We start from the raw sequence: 16,713 nt of genomic DNA on the forward strand, positions 1-16,713 counted from the left end.
AAATGGTTTTATTGAGAGGAGGTGGCTAAAAGTTGAGCGGTTGAATAAATATAAGGGCTATTAAATTTATATTAATAAAGTATAATATGTGATTAGATATCACATATTGTAATAATAGGCTTTAAGTTATTGATATAACTACGTATAATATTCATTATGTTAAACGATTTTGTGAAAATGTGATTTAAGACTTGAGACTCATAAAGTAAGTGCGTTATACTTTACTCAGATTCTTAAAGTGAAAAGTGCATTACATAGCACGCTACTACATAGTTTTCTATGTAGTGTATTTTTTAAGAATTGAGAGTGTGTTAGGGGTGAGAGCCTAACTAAATAGCATTCGCAAAGTAGCCGTTCTCCCGATAGTGAACGGCTTTTTTGTGCCTGAAATTTAAGCATTTGATCTTTTTGCAGATCTTGTGTAAATTGAAATCTTATTGTTTGGACTCTCAATCCAAACAACCCTAAAACTATCGGAATCAAAATATGAAAAATCCCATTGTGTCTTGCCTATGGCAAGCGACCCTCAGACTCCAGACCTCAGTAGTAACCGCATTAGAATCAGATCCTCACACTTTGATCTGGCTCGGTTATGGCTTAGAGGGCGAGTCTCATGTTTGCAGATAACCTCGCACCAGCGTTAGCCAAATCCCAATATGACAAAGCGTATCGTTTGATGCGTAAAGCACGTAAGCGTGAACTCATTGAGATGCACCATGAAGTGCTCAATCCTAAGTCAGCTCAACACGAGGTTGAACTTAACCAGGACGATTACGCGATCGGTTTTAAGGCTCAACGTTTGCTTCGTAGTGGTGAGGTGGTCAATCTTCCCCACGAGTACGCTTTTATATTGAAAGCGTGCCAAGAGTTTATCCATAATCCCCAGCGCTTCCCTGCCCTATTCGCTTGGGGCGGTGCGGCGATCAATAACATCCAATGCCGAACGCTGATCGCCAAAGCCTTAGCTTGTATCTTACCGAATACGGATTTGATAGGTGGCCGTATCGGTGTGCCGACCGAAGCCGGTTTGAAAACCATCAGCTATGACCAGTTGCAGGAAGACTACGCGCTACGTTGGGGCGAATATATTTCACCGAAGTCATTCGCTAAGGTGATTCGATACTTGCAACGTGCGACTTACTTGTACAGTGAGCGCATTAATGTGTGCGTCGATGATGCCGAAGGTACAGTGCGCAGCGCAGCCGCTTATAAGCAATTTACCGAAGCTTTCTTTAGAGACATTAAAGTGGTGCGCTATCCTAATATTTGTGAGTTGATTATTGCCTCTCGCAAACGCATGGAAAAGAAAGGCTTGCGTTTTGACTGGCTAAACTTCCGCACCATTGCTTCTGGTATTCAGGAGATCTACAACGCGACGCGCTGTAATGATTTTGCTAAGAACGTGGCTAACCTGTTCACAGCAACGCCTCACTACTCCCCTTCCCCGCACTAGCTATAGAGAAGTATCCGCTTAACGGCGGAGGGTTTTGCACGTTCGAAGCCTATTTTTGGTTAAAGATCCACCAATATTCTTCGTATTTACCAGAGTCTAACCCTGAGCCCCCTCCCCTCCCTATCGTTCTGAGTCGCTTTTTTACATTAATTTCAAAAGGGGGTGCAATAAAAGCGTGTAAGAGAAGAGCACAAAGATGGCTCTAAAAAATGGACTGCGGTTATGTGTACTCCGTAGTTAAACTTCGTATATAAATAAATATTTAAGTAAACATTAGATAAAAAGTTTAGGTTCACGCTGGCTGCTACATACTTGTATGTAGAGCCGGTGTGAAGCCGACAAGCGATAGCGCGTCAGTCTCATCCCCAAATCTAACTTGATCGATCCTAAAACAGCGGTCGCTACGCTCCAAGGTACCCACAGCCAGCATTAAGCTTTACTGAGCTAAAAAATAACAACGCTATCGCTGGCTGCGCTGGACTTTTCTTTTGTCATTCGACAGGAAACTCTTGAGCATATACTTAAGATATGTGGAACCACCACAATAACCACGAGTCACATCAACCAACAACGCATCTCTTACTCGCTTCGCTCGCGCATTCTAGCAAGGCGAAGGGCAATTTCCGTCCCCGTTACTTCATCGATACATTTTCCTTCATCTGAAATGATTAGAGAGCGTCTTACTCGCTACGCGAGCGCGTTTTGGTACTCGTCGCACAGCGACTCATGGAATAGAAAAGTGACAGGGCAGCGGATCTAATTTGATCTGCGCAGATCTTGAGCAAAAGAAGAGAGGGTTGATAAGGGATTGCTAAATATCAACATTGTTACAGTGTAACGTATTTGGGTTGTAAAAATAGCGAAATGTTTCCATCTCGCTATTTTGAGCCTGTGATCAGTTAATAAGAGTTAAAAGCTCTTTCTCTGTCAATCCTGTGGTTTCAGAGATCAACGATTTGTCTAAACCCGTTGCCAGCATTTTTTTAGCTATAGCAAGTTTCGCAGCTTGTTGGCCAGATGCTTCACCTTCTTGGCGACCTTGTTCTAATCCCTGCTCTAAGCCTCGTTCTAAGCCTCGTTCTAAACCTTGTTTTAAGCCTTGCTCTCGACCGCGGGCTTCTAATTGTTCTGCTACTGTCATGAAACGCTCCTCATGCTCTGGGACTTGTTGAGCTAATGTGCGCATCAAATCTTCTAGATTTGATGTCTCCCCTACTCTCAGCAAATATTCTACTAAACTGTCTAATTGGTTGGTTGTGATTAACCGCTCTAATAACAGTGTAACCAGTGTGTCTGTAAAATCCAATAAGTCTCTTTGCCGTACATGCTTTTGAACCAACTCTAACAACGCCACTCGTTTATGCTGAATGATCTCATCATCTGGCATCACAGTTACATCCACCAAAGGAAAATTCTGGCTATACAGTGTCTTGGCCATCTCTGGATGTTCAAATTCGTCCAGCCAATTTGTGCTGTACGGGTATGGGCTCGTTTTGCCATGATAGAACAGCAAGGGTACAACCAAAGGCAATGTGTCATTACCGGCATCTAGGTGTTGCTTCATTGCGGCAATAGCATATCGCATCATGCGAAAGCCCATATGCTTATCTGGTCTGCTTTGATGCTCTATCAAAGCGTATACATACCCTACCCCTTCCTCTGTCTTCATTGAGTAAAGTACGTCTGAATAGTACGGCACTAGCTCTTCTTCTAAAAATGAACCAGGTTGAAGCCGGAGTGTATCGAGATTGCAGATTTGCTTGATGCGCTCTGGCAAATGGATGTTTAAGAAATCTTTAGCTGTTTCTGGCACTGTCAGGAACGATTTAAACAATCCGTCATGTATCGATGTTGGTGTTTTCATTAGTACTGTTCTGTATAGATTTGTAGTTATCATACCAGAGATTTATTTAGGTTGGTCTACGTCGGAATCCAATATTAGAATGAGCAAATAAGTAATACATTTAGTATTACTTATTTGCTTTTTTTTGAGTGTGGTGTATTATCAAGTAATACTAAATGTATTACTTGAGGTGTGTATGAGCAAAGTGATTGCTTTACTAAATCAGAAGGGCGGTGTTGGTAAAACAACTACCGCTATAAACTTATCTGATACTTTGACCAATCAAGGTTATAAAGTTCTTGGAATAGATCTCGATCCACAAGGAAACTTTTCTAAGGTTGTTTCTGGTGGAGAAGCTAGGTTTCTTAAAAATGTTATGCAGCTATTTCTTAAAGATAATACGGTAGATATCTCGGATCTCATTGCAGAATCCGAACATTCTTCTAACTTTTTCTACATCCCAACAGATATAAGACTTAGCCGTGTCATAGAGTCGGGTTTAACTCTCAGTTTTCGAGAACATCGATTGAGTAAGCACCTTGATAGGATAAAAGATCAATACGATTTCATAATTTTAGACTGTCCGCCGAATTTATCTTTAACTACAACTAATGCAATAGTAGCTGCAGATTTATTTTTAATGCCTGTTAATAGTGGCGTTTTTGCTTTGGATGGTCTCGAAGACTTGTTAGATGCTCTCAATGAAGTCGCTCAAGGTGAAATGTTGAACTATTACGTATTTCGAAATGAGGTTGCTGTAAAAAATAAGAAAATCAATACAGTAATAGAAGAAGATTTGCTCGATATTGCTAATCATAGATTTCTCAAAACATCGATCAGAAGATGTGAAGATATTGGGCAAGCATCATTTATGTCACTTCCATTGAGCAAATATAAGAAAGGCTCTGTAGCGATTAATGATTATAAATCTTTAGTTAAAGAAATTTTAGACTTGATGTAGTACTAATAGTATTACATTGTATCTTTTGGTATTACTAATAGTATTACGTTTATGGATTTGAAAAACAGAAAAAAAAGAGGCGATCGCGAAAAGGTTGATGAGCCAATAACAACTATCACAAAGGTTAGTAGAGTTCAGGCTAAACAGAGTGCTCCAACATGTTATCGTTTTAATGACTATGATAAGGCTGAAATTGCCCTAGCTGTTGCAAATGTTAAAGCCAAAGTAGTTACAAAGGTAACCCCAGCTAAGTTACTACGTGCCTTGGTTCGTTTGAATAATTCTGGTGCCGTAAGTCAAGAAGAACTGGCAAAAATGATAGATTCTTTGTAATACTAAAAGTATTACAAAGACTATAAAAAATACCTCCTTGTAATGTTTACGAGACGAATACAAGGAGGTACACATCAAAACCCCTAAGAGGAAATTAAGATGCAATTGAACTGTAGCATAACTCACACCCTAAACCAAAGCGTGACTAATGAAGAACTCGATACGTTGGTTAGCCTCATGGAACGCAACTACTTTCGCCCCAACCAACAAGAAGTGATTGCCGCATTCGTTGGACGACAGGCCATCAAGAACTACCTAGAGGAGTGTGAGTGATAATTACTTTACCACATGGTGTTTTTCGGTGGTGATTATGTATAATATGTTAAATTGATAAAATTAGGCTGGCTTTTGCGCGTTAGGGGACGACTCTAGCTACAACCGCTCGAAAGTCAGCCTCTTCTATTTCCACACCCTAGATTTCCCTTCTGAAAGTTAATTACAGTTTTCTGATAAATGTTAAACACTTGTGATGCCTTTTTATTTCGACTCGATTTTGCCCTCTAAGTCTCAAAACTAGAGCTTTTTGATTTCAATCTAGCTGACCGCTATCAGATTGCCTTTAAAAATTGATCCTGATGCGGGATCTTTTGTTAGCATTAAAAAATCAAGAATAAAAATGGAGTCTTCTTTTATGTTACTGAGAAATTTTATCGATACTAAAGCCTTGTCTTGGCCATTGGCTCCCCATTTAGAACTGACTAAGGTGGGGAAGTTGAATCTTTATCTTTCTCCTGATATCCCAGAACGAAAGTTTTCAATTGATGAGTTACTTGCTGAGGTGAAGTTGTCTAAAAAGCAGACTAAATTATGGGCGGCTTATTTCCGGGATCTTGCTAGTGAGCTAGATGCTCTTCATGATGAGAGTAATATCAAATAAGCTGAAATTTTTTTGGTGCTCTCGATAGGGAAACCAAGGAATGATTAAATGAAAATAGTTAAACAATTAATCAGACAGTTATAGTCAGTTAAACAGTAAGCTTATGGCGTGACTGGAAAAATAATGGAGCTTAATTGGACCTATGCGTTTAAGCCTTGAATTTGCCGTTGAATGTAAAAACTGACGCGCGATTGCTTGTCGGCTTTGCACTGTCTCTACATGCAAGCATATAGCAACCAGCACAAATCTATCTTATTGGATTTGAACTTGAATATAAATGAATGGGTGTGTACCGAGGACGGAGAGGGTGATCACGTGGTCGATCGTTCTGAAGTTCGAGTGAAAGGGAGAAAGCCATTAGTGAACAATAATCCGTTTTTTTCGAAACTGATCTTTGTCACCCAACAATATCTCAATTGCTCTCTTAACATCACCAAGGATCTCATTAAGCGAACCGTTTTAAATTTGTCAGAACCATTCACCATTTCAGCAGTCAGGCCATAGTTTGCTCTCTAGCCAGATTCTGTAAGGGCTAACAGGTTTCTGATAACATTGCTCTATTCTCAACCTCTAAGTATAAATATGAGTCGTAAGCTGAAATATTTCCAAGCCTTCAATGAACTCGTGACCAACGCGCTTCTTGCTTTGTATTGTTCGATTAAAAACGATGGTGGGTACTGGACAGTAAAAAAAAGAAATGAATATTTGGTGAAGTTCATCAAACCTAAAGTTAAACAGACCCAATTTGCGAACTGTAAAAAAGAAATTAAAACGATGCTGAGTATTGGCCGACATGCCGGCGGCAACCTTGAACAAAGGTTGTGGGAGATGAATGACGTTAATTTGAGCTATCAAGCCCGTTTTTCGCAAGCTGATGAGCTTTACATTATGCTGACCGATATTTTTGAACAACACCAATTTCCCTCTATGCTAGAAAACACGAATGAAGCAATGGAAGTGGATACCCTATATATGACGCAGGAAGAAATCGAAAAAGGATTTGATGCTGAAAATATTCAAATCAAACCGCTGGCAATGACCGTGAAAACTCACCGATTAAAAGCTTTGATTGATTCAGTACAAAGCAAAGGCACTTATCGCGTCGAAGTCGATTTTGTTGATGAGCATGAAGTGATTCATTTGTTGCTGCATAGGAAGGAATAGTCACTTGATAGATCAACCAAAAATTAGAGAGTTAATCCAAGCTCAGTTAGTAGAGGTAGGCTCTACAACGGCTACACATGACTTAAGCTACGTGATGAAAGTCGTTGAGGAGCTTCTTATTGACGAGACGGTTATACATACGAGAGGAAATATAACCAAAGCCGCAAGGTTCTTGGGAATGAACAGGGGAACATTGAGTGCTAAATATGAGCGGCTTCTGCAATCGAGAAGGGATTTACACCCCAATTCGTCCCGTAAGGAGATGTAGATATGGCTTTTTATAACGTTAAGCTTTCTATTGGTGATGTTGTACTCACCGAGTACAGTGGCTATATGAAAGGAATGAAAGGTGTAAAAACGTCGGCGTCTAATGCCGCTCAAAATAATGACTCAATTCTTATTCAGGTATTTGATGTGGCGGGCATTCTTGTTGCCCAAAAAGTTAACGGGTCGTGGGTTAATATCAATACTTGAGATTGTTAGCGACAAGCTTATTGTATGGTCGAAGTTCATAAAAATAGACAGATATTTATTGCCTACGATAACTTGTCGCCAGCATATACTGACCGTGTTTTTCACTATCTTGTGCTTTATCCGCTTTCCCCTGTTGCATCGAGCACTGGTAAACTTTTTGCAAAACTTACCAACAGTTAGGCCAAAGTTAACCACCACTATATCTAGTGGCTTTTGCGCGAATCGATTACACCACATCTTGTGTTTTCCCCTAAACCCTTTAAAACCAAGTCGTGAAATAGCGTTTAAAGAAATTTTCGCTTATCTATGTGTGTATATTAGTAATTTCAAAAAACATACACATACCAACTTAACTGCATATGGTATGCTTAGGCTCAATTAATTGTTCTAGGATATTCAATGAAAACTGCAAAATCTTCTATAACCAGACTTAAGAGAGTCATAACTGATAAGTTACCTTCAGCACCTGATATATACGGTTTTCAAGGGATAAACAGGGATTTATTGATTGAATGTTTGGATGAAACATATGGCTTACTAGAAGGGCTTTCAGAGAAGCGTGAAACATTTGATGTGATCTTTATGAAACGCACCCTTGCGGAGTTAACTAAGGCGTCTACAGATTATCTAAAAGACGACTTCTTAAGAGAATTTAATAGAGAGGTGAAGTTCAACGATTTCTTGGAAAGTATCTTCAAAATCAGGAATTTAGTTAAGCAAACATATCTTTTAGTGATAGAAGAAAGTATTCGCAATGAGTCTCAGATCAGTATCTTAAAAGAAGATTTGAAAATTTATCAAGAACAGCTTCAAAGCTATCTAGATTACAAAGTTGAAATCGATGAATCTGCCGATCTTATCAAAGCCGTGAAGGAAGATTTAAAAGCCTATCATTCCCAGTATGAAGATACTACATCACATGTCGACAATGTTGTTAATCAAGTTGATAAGCAATTAGATTCTTTGACACGTGACGCGAATACTGCTGAAACTGAAGTAGAGCAGATTATTACCACCAAAAATCAAATTGTCAGAAACAAAGTTGCCTATCAAGGAAGTGTTGATAGATTCAATCTACTCATTAAAAACCTAGAGACAAGGAACGAAGATGCCTCCTCGCAAATTGACTCGATTGATACCATTAAAAAAACAATCATCGAACAGCAAGAAAGCATTCAAAATATCATTGATGATGCTAACAGAGCAAGCATGGCGGGTTCATTCAAAAAACGGAAAGACGAACTAAATAGGCCAATTAGTTCATCATGGTGGACAATGATCTGTTCACTTATATTAACGGCTGTGGTCTCTGCGATGCTACTCGTTAATAGTGGGCTATTCTCAGATGAGTTTAAATACCTTGATTTTATTGTGAAAATCCCCGTTATAGCTCCGTTTATCTGGATTGCATGGAGTAGTAGTCAAAGGAATAATTATCTAATAAGAATACAGGAAGATTATGCTTTTAAGTATGCATCAGCGATGGCCTTTGAAGGGTATAAAAAACAAGTCCAAGAAATTGACTCTGATTTGGAAAAACGTCTGCTAGCCCTATCTGTTGAAAATATGGGGATGAATCCGATCAGGTTGTTTGATAAAACCGTCAAATGTAGTCCGGTAAGCGATGTCTTACATGGAGTAGCTGAAGCCACAAAAAACTTGAAAGACGCAGTTAATCCTAAGAAGGGTAGCTAATGGCATTACCTATTTTAATCGAAGACAAGGACAAAATTTGGCTCTTTAAAGTCATAAATCAAACACCTGATCCGGACCTTAATGCTTGTCTAATGGGTTTCTTTTTGGGTAGCGGGATGACGACATTAGAAATATGTCGCGTACAGGTTCGAGATATTGTTAAAAAGAACGGACAGTTAGCAAAATGCTTTACTGTCAAAGGTGAGGTGAGCCGAGACTTTTACCTATCGAATATAAAGTTGCAAAACTTAATCAAGAGCTACGTTAACAAACGCCAAAAGGATGGTGATCACCCCGATCTGCACAATGGCTTTGATGCTGATGCGCCGTTCTTCAAGCGAAGCAATGGCGACCACTTTAAAATCAAACGTAGAACAACTGAAAAAGGTAATACAAGTTTGTACTGTAACGCCCTCAATAATCATATTAAGCGGCTACTGGCTGACGCAGGTATTGAACAACCAAGTATCTTATCAGGTCGCAGAACGTTTGCTGTTCGCTTAAAACGGCATGGAGTGGACACCCCAACGATTCATTTGATGCTTGGCAACAAATCTCTTGAAACCACATTAAGACTTATCGAGACAGACACAGTAAGCATGTTAGCTATTGCTGATATGGCATTCTAGTTATAACAATGTTGACACAAAGATTGGAATGTATACAATTACTGTTGTTATAATAATGTATACACATAGAGGTTGAGATATGCGCACTCAAGTACGAAAAATTGGCAATAGTCTTGGCAACATAATTCCTGCTACGTTCATTCGTCAGCTTGGTTTGGTTGAAGGGGCTGATATTGAGGTTAAAGCCGATGGTAAAAAAATCACTATCGAACCAATCAAACGCCCGAAGAAACGCTTTCCGTTCAGCGAAAAAGAACTTCTGAACGGCTTAGATGCTCATACGGCACATGCTGACGAATTAGCGGTTGTTTCTGGTAAGGAGTTAGGCGAGTAATGGCTCAGTACATCCCTAAACGTAATGACATTATCTGGTTAGATTTTGAACCCGTGAAAGGCAAGGAGATCGGCAAATACCGTCCTGCTCTTGTCCTTTCAAGTAAAGAATATAATCAGCAAACGGGGTTACTTATCTGTTGTCCGATTAGTACCAGTATTCGAGGTCAAGCTACCGAGGTTCCGGTAATGAATTTGGATAAACCTAGTGTCGTGGCATCAAGTTTGATTCAAACACTCTCTTGGAAAGACCGTAACGCGAAGAAGATAACCACCGCTGAAAACGGTGTGATGGAAGATGTTTTACTAAGACTTATCCCGTTGATTGGGGCTGAGTCTCTGTTTGAAGAATAAACGAGGGAAAAACGATGGCTGAAAAATTTAAGTATTTCATAGAACTCATTCAAGAGAATGAAAGTGCTGCTAGATCAGAAGGTACGGATGCATATTTTGTTAATCCAGTCAGTAAAGGCGACATAATTTATTGGGATAATGAACATGGTAGCTGTGGCGGTGTTATCAAATCAGTAGAACACCATCCTACGATATCCGTTCTCATTGTCAGAAAAATTAAATTTGGGGGAGGGGTGTGACAAAGCCTGATGTGTTAAGAGTTGTTGAATTTGTGATTAACAACGCCAAGAAGGGAGAGCATTTTAGTGTTGCTGAGGCCTCTCAATCGAAAGAACTTAATGGTATTTCGATTTATCGGATCGCTGAAATACTGAGGTCTACTTGTTTGGAACCACAAGGGCCATCAAGTTTAGAACGATTAACTACAATTAATACCTCAACATATCAACACGCAGAACAAGGAAGGTGGTCTTTAAATGCACCTGCTTATTTTGGCTATCTTACGTATCAATCTAATCTGAAAGCAGAACAAGCAAATAAACATGCAAGAAATGCATTTTGGGTAGCTATAGCGACAATGGTTATTTCTATTATCGCTATATTTTTTAACTTGATCGCTTACCAAGAATAGCTCGTGAAAGGGCTGCGTTGTGGGGAAGGCTTGAGTTGGGCGTTACCCTTCGGGCAAGGCTTTTCGCTGGTATCTTTCACCTATGCCCTAAGAGTGACATCACCCTGGTGTGTCACTGCGTGCCGCCCCAGAATGTGCCTCTCTACAGACCCTATCTAAAAAGATATCGCTGGGCGGCACTCCGCTGCAATCCTGAACGCCAGCACCTCGTCATTCTTCCTCGTTGCCATTTCACCTCTTGCCGTGTTGAGGGCGTAATCGTTTTATTGATGCTTTCCTCTGGTTGCCTTTTGTCTTGAACTCACTTGCTTAATCGCGCTGATTTCTAAATCTCTCAACTTTCGTCCGATTTGCAAGGGAGGCTTCGCCGCTACGCGCCCTTGTCAAAGCAGACTTTCAAGTCGAGTCGATGAAATCAGGCAATAAGCGAAGTGATACTCAACTAAACAAAAGGATACATTCTTATGAACGCCATCACTCAAATCTCAACGCCCTCTAACCGTCAAGACGCGACCAACGTATCGACGTTGGACTCTCAGGCAACTGCACAAAATGATATCTCTATTGTCATGCTGCCTGTCAGTCAATTAGTGGTGTCTGATTTAAACGTGCGTAAAAGCAAAGCAAGTAAAGCCGATGATGAATCCCTGCAAGCGTCCATTATTGCACATGGCATTATCCAGAACCTTGTGGCTCTGCCTTATGATAAGGATGCGTATCCAGTCATCAGTGGCGGACGCAGACTTACTCAGCTCAACGCGCTAGTAGACACTGGAAGTATTAATTCAGACTACCTTGTCCCCGTTAAAGTATTGAGTGAATCAGAAGCGCAGTCTTATGCCACTGAAATCTCATTAACTGAAAATGTGACTCGCGCATCGATGCACCCTGTTGATGAGTTTGAAGCCTACGCAAAGATGATGAAAGACGGCGTGAATGTAGAAGCCATCGCGCAGCGTTTTGGTAAAACGCAGCTTTACGTGCATCAGCGCATGAAATTGGCTGCGGTTGAGTCGGTTGTCCTCGATGCGTACCGTGAGGGTAATGTCTCTCTTGAGCGTGTCATGTTATTCACCATTGCTAGCCCTGAGCGTCAGCTTGAAGTGTGGGAGCGAGTGAAAGACAGCTCATTCTACGGGGATGGTCAAATTCGCAATATGCTCAAAGAGTCTGCATTGGAAGCATCAAGTGGTTTGGTAAAGTTGGTTGGTCAAGAAGCCTATGAGCAAGCCGGTGGTGTTGTTACAACCGACCTGTTCTCTGACAAGGTGTATTTTGAAGACCGTACACTAATGGAATCACTGGCGACCGCATTGATGCAACTGGAAGCGGATAAGCTGACAGCGCAAGGGTGGAAGTGGACACAAATACTTCTCACCCGTACTCACGATGAAACCCGTGGCTATTTTGAACTGACAGCGAATCAAGGCAAGTACAAGAAAACCGAGAAAGCGTTAGCAGGGTGCATTCTGACCCTAAACTATAAGGGTGATATTGCTATCATTAAGGGGCTAGTAGCGAAATCTGAACGTAAAGCCCTGAAAACCTTGCAAGCGCAAGCTTCGAAAAAGAATGCAGCGAAAGAGGACGGAAGTTCTGTTGCAGTAAGTGACGGTGTAGCGTTAGAGGCTGAATATTCAGGTGCGCTTAGCGATGATTTGAAAGCGCATCAATTAGCGTTATCTAAAGTAGCCTTGCTTAATGCACCTAATATCGCTCTTGATGCCCTTTATTACTCTCTGTGCGTCAACGTTTTTAGCGGTCGATACTCATCAACACCTATCGAGCTTGAGGTGAAAGATACCCGTCTCGACCCCAAGCAGGGCGAATTTGAGCGCAATAAAGCCCTAGATGCTATCGAGGTACACAAAGCAGGGCTTAACCTAACTTGGCTAGATGAAGAAACCGCAGTGAAAAGCTATGAAGCGTTTTGTCAGCTTAGTTGCGAAGAAAAAGAAGCCATGTTGGTGTTTGTGTCAGCAATGGCATTCAAAGCACCTTATCACCAAAACGACTTATCTACACAAGTACGCGCAAAAGTCAGCATTGATAGTGCGCAATACTGGCGACCAGATACGGACAGCTTTTTGAAGCGCATCGATAAAGAGACGTTAATTAATATTGCTCGTCCTGTGATGTCACATACATGGCTACAAAGCGCTCAGGCACTCAAAAAGGGTGACTTAGTTAAACAGCTAGATACTTGGTTAAATGGGGGCGATGAATCGCTAACAGACGCGCAGAAAGAACATTTTGTAAAGTGGATGCCAACTGGGTTTTAAACGATTTAAGGTGCAGTCCTAACGGACTGCATCCCCGCTATTAAGCTCTTTGCCTCACTATAAAGTGATGTTTGTAGTGGCATAGTTAATTTGGCCACCTGATTAAGAGGTGATGTATGATCATCTCGATACTAAAACAGGTGACATTATGACTAAGCGTGAAAGACGCACTTTTAACCCAGAATTTAAACTTGAATGCGCTCAGCTAGTGCTTGACCAGGGACGTTCCTATAAAGAAACCTGCGAAGCAATGGGGATTGGAAAAACTACGTTAGAAAGCTGGGTAAGGCAACTCAAAGCTGAAAGAGCTGGTAAGACACCAAATTCATCACCACTCACTCCAGAGCAAAGAGAAATTCGTGACCTTAAAAAGAAAATCAAACGCATTGAAGAAGAAAAGGAAATTCTAAAAAAGGCTACGGCTCTCTTGATGTCAGACTCCCTGAACGGTTCTCGATGATCGAGAAACTCAAGAAGAGTTATGCTGTGAAACGGCTTTGCGAAGTGTTCGGGGTTCATCGCAGTAGTTATCGTTATTGGGCAAATAGAGATAAATCTCTGTCGTCAGAGCATGTGCTTGTTCGTGCCGAAGTTCGCCGATCTTATGAGCTGAGCAATGGTTCCGCTGGAGCGAGAACCATTGCTGACATAGTCACAGCAAGAGGTATTCGACTTAGCCGTTACCGAGCAAGTAAGTTCATGAAAGAACTAGACTTAGTCAGTTGCCAGCTAGCAAAACATACGTACAAAAAAACACAGCAGGAACATGTTCATATACCTAACCGGTTAAATCGTCAGTTCGCGGTGACTGAGCCGAATCAAGTCTGGTGTGGCGATGTGACTTATATCTGGACGGGGGAGAGATGGTCTTATCTAGCCGTTGTTATTGACTTGTTCGCACGAAAAGTCATCGGTTGGGCAATGTCTAACTCACCAGATAGTGTATTGACTGGCAAGGCGCTGACCATGGCCAATGAGAGCCGCGGAAGGCCGTCTGGTGTAATGTTCCACTCGGATCAAGGTTGCCACTATACGAGTAAAAAATATCGTCAGTTGCTATGGAGATATCGAATCACTCAAAGTATGAGTCGTCGAGGGAACTGTTGGGATAATAGTCCTATGGAGCGAGTGTTCAGAAGTTTAAAAACGGAATGGGTACCAAAGAATGGCTATAGAAGTTTTACAGAGGCACAGAAAGCAATAACGGATTATTTGGTTGGTTATTACAACCAGCATCGTCCACATCAATACAATGGTGGATTAACACCAAATGAGTCGGAACGACAGTTTTGGTTCCCTTATAAAACTGTGGCCAGTTTTACTTGACCACTACAGTTTACGTTCGTTGATGTTAATCCGATTCGTTAGGGAGTGGGGCTTACAGGACCTTATCGACGGCTTTTTTATCATCATGGTTTAAGGTCGATTTGAAGGGCTACGTGTCGGTGAAGGCTTGAGTTGGGCGTTACCCTTCGGGCAAGGCTTTTCGCTGGTATCTTTCATCTATGGCCTAAGAGTGACATCACCCTGATGAGTCACTGCGTGCCGCCCCAGGATGTGCCTCTCTACAGCCCCTATCTAAAAGGATATCGCTGCAATCCTGAACGCCTGCGCTACTGCGTAGCTGCGCCTCGTCGTGCCTCCTCGTTGCCTTTCACCATCTGAACTCAAGTGTGAGTAATGACCTTGATTCACTAGCCGGCTTATTTGCCCTGACTCGCATCACAACGCTTTCTGCTCTTCCTTCTAGATATCTCATCACAGAACCTGTTTTACAAGGGTATATGAACGCTACGCGCCCTTGTAAAGCAGAACCTTGTAATGAGCTAAAGAAGTCAGGCGACAAGCGAAGTGATACTCAAACAACAAGGGGCAAAGCCATGCTAGTGAATCCATCTCAAACTCACACTAACGTTCAAATCGCGACCAACGTATCGACGTTGGACTCTCAGGCAACTGCACAAAATGATCCCTCTAAGAGCAAAGAGAAGCAGGATTTTTTAACCTCGTTTAAGGCTGGCAAATTGCGTAAAAATGCTAAGGCCAAAATTACTAAGTTGTTGGAGCTTGCGGATTCGTTGATCTTAAAAACTCAATCAATGGGTATGGATGATTGCTTTAGAAGTAATCAGCCTGTCACGATGGATAAAGCGGAATTTTGGGATTGGTACGAAAAGAACTACAGCGACATGGTTATTTTATTAACTGTCCATGACGGGGTTCTGGTGAAGGCTACGGTATGTGATTGTATCTACCATTTTTCTAATGATGTCGTCATGACTTTTTCATTGGATTCACGAGGCGAGGACACCGCTATTTTTGAGAATGATCCCCTTGACGCTGAGGAAAGCGAAGAGGTGAAAGAATCCGTTTTATTAACGTCGTTCGATAAATACGAACACTTAAAAAAAACGGCCATCGTGAAGCAAGTTGTCATTGATTGGAGTGAATCAAATCTATTCTCTGATGGTGATGCGTATACGCTAGACGATTACAACACCAAAGCAACCCAAGAAGCGAGGGAAGTCGGTCGCAACAAGGGGTACAGTAAGACGATGATGTATATCGAGTTTGAGAATGGTGATTTGGAGCGATTCAGACATGATATTGATGCAGACTACCCTACGTTAAATCATTACTACGCTGCTGTGAGTGACATTAAACTCATTGCACTGTCTAAAGTGCGCTTTACGTTTGAGCAAGTGACAAAGGCGTTAATTGACGGCTACCTGTCACCGCTTAACCGTGATGAAAAAAAACCAACACCACCGACCCAAGATAACACCCGTAAAGTCGTAGCTCTAGGGGACTATCAAGAGCGACAAGAAACGAAGCGTGAGCGATTAGAAGATCGCGCCGCTAAAGCGGGATCGGTGTCTAATGAGCGGTTTAATACTGCGAGTACATTAGGGAAAATGTTGCCGTTCGGTCAGCCAATCCTTGTTGGTCATCATTCAGAAGCGAAGCACCGTAGACACGCGGAGAGCATCAATACAAACATGCGAAAAAGTGTAGAAGCTCAGGATAAAGCGGAATATCTCAGCCGTCGCGCTGATAGTGTTGGCTCTGCTGGTATCGCGTCAGACGACCCCGAAGCGGTCGGTAAACTCAAGGAAAAGTTAGAGGCTCGCGTTAAATCTCAAGAATTGATGAAAGCCGTAAATAAAGTGGTTCGTGCTCCCCACATGAGCGAAGAAGATAAGATCGAATTCTTAGTTAAGACGCATGGGCAAACCGAAGAAAAAGCGAAAAATTTGTTAAAACCTGACGCATGGGGAGGGCTAGGCTTTGCCAGTTATGCCCTTAAAAATAATAATGCAATGATCCGCACGATAAACAAACGACTCGTTGAATTGGTGTCGTTACACAATGAGGAGCCGTTACAGGAGAGTGGTGAAAGCATGGGGACGGCTTGGGAGTTGTACGAGGAAGAGGGACGCATTAAGTTTTCTTTTGAGGGTATCCCAGACGAAGTTATTCGACAGAAATTAAAAAGTAATGGGTTTAAGTGGTCACGATACTCTAAAGCGTGGGTTCGTAAATTAACACCTAATGCCGTATCGGTGACAAAAAGACTCATCACTCTTCTGAATTAATCAAAAATATGAGTCATTCACTCGTATTCACACGTGAATGACTTCCATAACGTAATGCAGTAAACTCAAGATAATTAAATAGGGTATC

18 protein-coding genes are annotated in these 16,713 nt (G+C 41.5%); 17 read left to right on the forward strand and 1 reads right to left on the reverse strand.

What is annotated here, in order from left to right; genetic code table 11:
- The first annotated feature begins 613 nt into the window (after positions 1-613).
- Positions 614-1,453 (forward strand): hypothetical protein, encoded by an 840-nt coding sequence (locus M4S28_RS25525; protein ID WP_249633816.1) that lies wholly within the window; start codon positions 614-616, stop codon positions 1,451-1,453.
- An 895-nt stretch (positions 1,454-2,348) separates the two neighbouring features.
- Here the strand turns inward: M4S28_RS25525 and M4S28_RS25530 are convergent.
- The gene (locus M4S28_RS25530) at positions 2,349-3,317 is read right to left on the reverse strand and encodes an Rpn family recombination-promoting nuclease/putative transposase (RefSeq protein ID WP_249633817.1); all 969 of its coding nucleotides are present in this window, start codon (positions 3,315-3,317) and stop codon (positions 2,349-2,351) included.
- Between the two features lie 175 nt (positions 3,318-3,492).
- Between M4S28_RS25530 and M4S28_RS25535 the strand changes: the two genes are divergently transcribed.
- The 16 genes from M4S28_RS25535 (at position 3,493) to M4S28_RS25610 (ending at position 16,625) form a co-directional block, all read left to right on the forward strand.
- The gene (locus tag M4S28_RS25535; protein WP_249633818.1) at positions 3,493-4,257 is read left to right on the forward strand and encodes a ParA family protein; all 765 of its coding nucleotides are present in this window, start codon (positions 3,493-3,495) and stop codon (positions 4,255-4,257) included.
- Positions 4,258-4,308: 51 nt separating this feature from the next.
- A complete protein-coding gene (locus M4S28_RS25540) occupies positions 4,309-4,590 on the forward strand; it encodes a hypothetical protein (RefSeq protein WP_249633819.1) in 282 nt (93 codons plus the stop codon).
- Positions 4,591-4,689: 99 nt separating this feature from the next.
- Positions 4,690-4,863: a hypothetical protein gene (locus tag M4S28_RS25545; RefSeq protein WP_170213771.1), complete on the forward strand. Its 174-nt coding sequence runs from the start codon at positions 4,690-4,692 to the stop codon at positions 4,861-4,863.
- A 280-nt stretch (positions 4,864-5,143) separates the two neighbouring features.
- Positions 5,144-5,467: a hypothetical protein gene (locus tag M4S28_RS25550; RefSeq protein ID WP_249633820.1), complete on the forward strand. Its 324-nt coding sequence runs from the start codon at positions 5,144-5,146 to the stop codon at positions 5,465-5,467.
- Between the two features lie 582 nt (positions 5,468-6,049).
- Entirely contained in the window at positions 6,050-6,631 is a 582-nt protein-coding gene (locus M4S28_RS25555) for a DUF2913 family protein (RefSeq protein WP_249633876.1), read from the forward strand.
- A 94-nt stretch (positions 6,632-6,725) separates the two neighbouring features.
- Positions 6,726-6,899: a helix-turn-helix domain-containing protein gene (locus M4S28_RS25560; RefSeq protein WP_249633877.1), complete on the forward strand. Its 174-nt coding sequence runs from the start codon at positions 6,726-6,728 to the stop codon at positions 6,897-6,899.
- 2 nt (positions 6,900-6,901) lie between these two features.
- Positions 6,902-7,105 carry a hypothetical protein gene (locus tag M4S28_RS25565; RefSeq protein WP_249633821.1) on the forward strand — a complete coding sequence of 68 codons (204 nt, stop codon included), beginning with the start codon at positions 6,902-6,904 and terminating at the stop codon, positions 7,103-7,105.
- A 399-nt stretch (positions 7,106-7,504) separates the two neighbouring features.
- Positions 7,505-8,800 (forward strand): coiled-coil domain-containing protein, encoded by a 1,296-nt coding sequence (locus M4S28_RS25570; RefSeq protein WP_249633822.1) that lies wholly within the window; start codon positions 7,505-7,507, stop codon positions 8,798-8,800.
- On the forward strand, positions 8,800-9,429 hold the full coding sequence (locus M4S28_RS25575; RefSeq protein ID WP_249633823.1) for a tyrosine-type recombinase/integrase: 630 nt from the start codon (positions 8,800-8,802) through the stop codon (positions 9,427-9,429). The genes M4S28_RS25570 and M4S28_RS25575 overlap by 1 nt, the downstream gene beginning before the upstream one ends.
- Positions 9,430-9,508: 79 nt before the next feature.
- On the forward strand, positions 9,509-9,763 hold the full coding sequence (locus M4S28_RS25580) for an AbrB/MazE/SpoVT family DNA-binding domain-containing protein (protein ID WP_017098243.1): 255 nt from the start codon (positions 9,509-9,511) through the stop codon (positions 9,761-9,763).
- Positions 9,763-10,116 carry a type II toxin-antitoxin system PemK/MazF family toxin gene (locus M4S28_RS25585; protein WP_017098244.1) on the forward strand — a complete coding sequence of 118 codons (354 nt, stop codon included), beginning with the start codon at positions 9,763-9,765 and terminating at the stop codon, positions 10,114-10,116. Before M4S28_RS25580 ends, M4S28_RS25585 begins: the two co-directional genes overlap by 1 nt.
- Before the next feature lie 14 nt (positions 10,117-10,130).
- On the forward strand, positions 10,131-10,355 hold the full coding sequence (locus M4S28_RS25590; RefSeq protein ID WP_050613175.1) for a hypothetical protein: 225 nt from the start codon (positions 10,131-10,133) through the stop codon (positions 10,353-10,355).
- Positions 10,352-10,747 carry a hypothetical protein gene (locus M4S28_RS25595; protein ID WP_017098253.1) on the forward strand — a complete coding sequence of 132 codons (396 nt, stop codon included), beginning with the start codon at positions 10,352-10,354 and terminating at the stop codon, positions 10,745-10,747. The genes M4S28_RS25590 and M4S28_RS25595 overlap by 4 nt, the downstream gene beginning before the upstream one ends.
- A 464-nt stretch (positions 10,748-11,211) precedes the next feature.
- Positions 11,212-13,029 carry a ParB/RepB/Spo0J family partition protein gene (locus M4S28_RS25600; protein WP_249633824.1) on the forward strand — a complete coding sequence of 606 codons (1,818 nt, stop codon included), beginning with the start codon at positions 11,212-11,214 and terminating at the stop codon, positions 13,027-13,029.
- A gap of 148 nt (positions 13,030-13,177) precedes the next feature.
- A protein-coding gene (locus tag M4S28_RS25605; RefSeq protein WP_249631935.1) for an IS3 family transposase occupies positions 13,178-14,355 on the forward strand; the annotation gives its coding sequence in 2 pieces (ribosomal slippage) (positions 13,178-13,436 and positions 13,436-14,355; 1,179 coding nt in all).
- 347 nt (positions 14,356-14,702) lie between these two features.
- On the forward strand, positions 14,703-16,625 hold the full coding sequence (locus M4S28_RS25610) for a DUF3560 domain-containing protein (RefSeq protein ID WP_249633825.1): 1,923 nt from the start codon (positions 14,703-14,705) through the stop codon (positions 16,623-16,625).
- Positions 16,626-16,713: the final 88 nt, after the last annotated feature.

Origin of the sequence: Vibrio sp. J383, from assembly GCF_023503985.1 — a bacterium.
GTDB lineage: Bacteria > Pseudomonadota > Gammaproteobacteria > Enterobacterales > Vibrionaceae > Vibrio > Vibrio splendidus.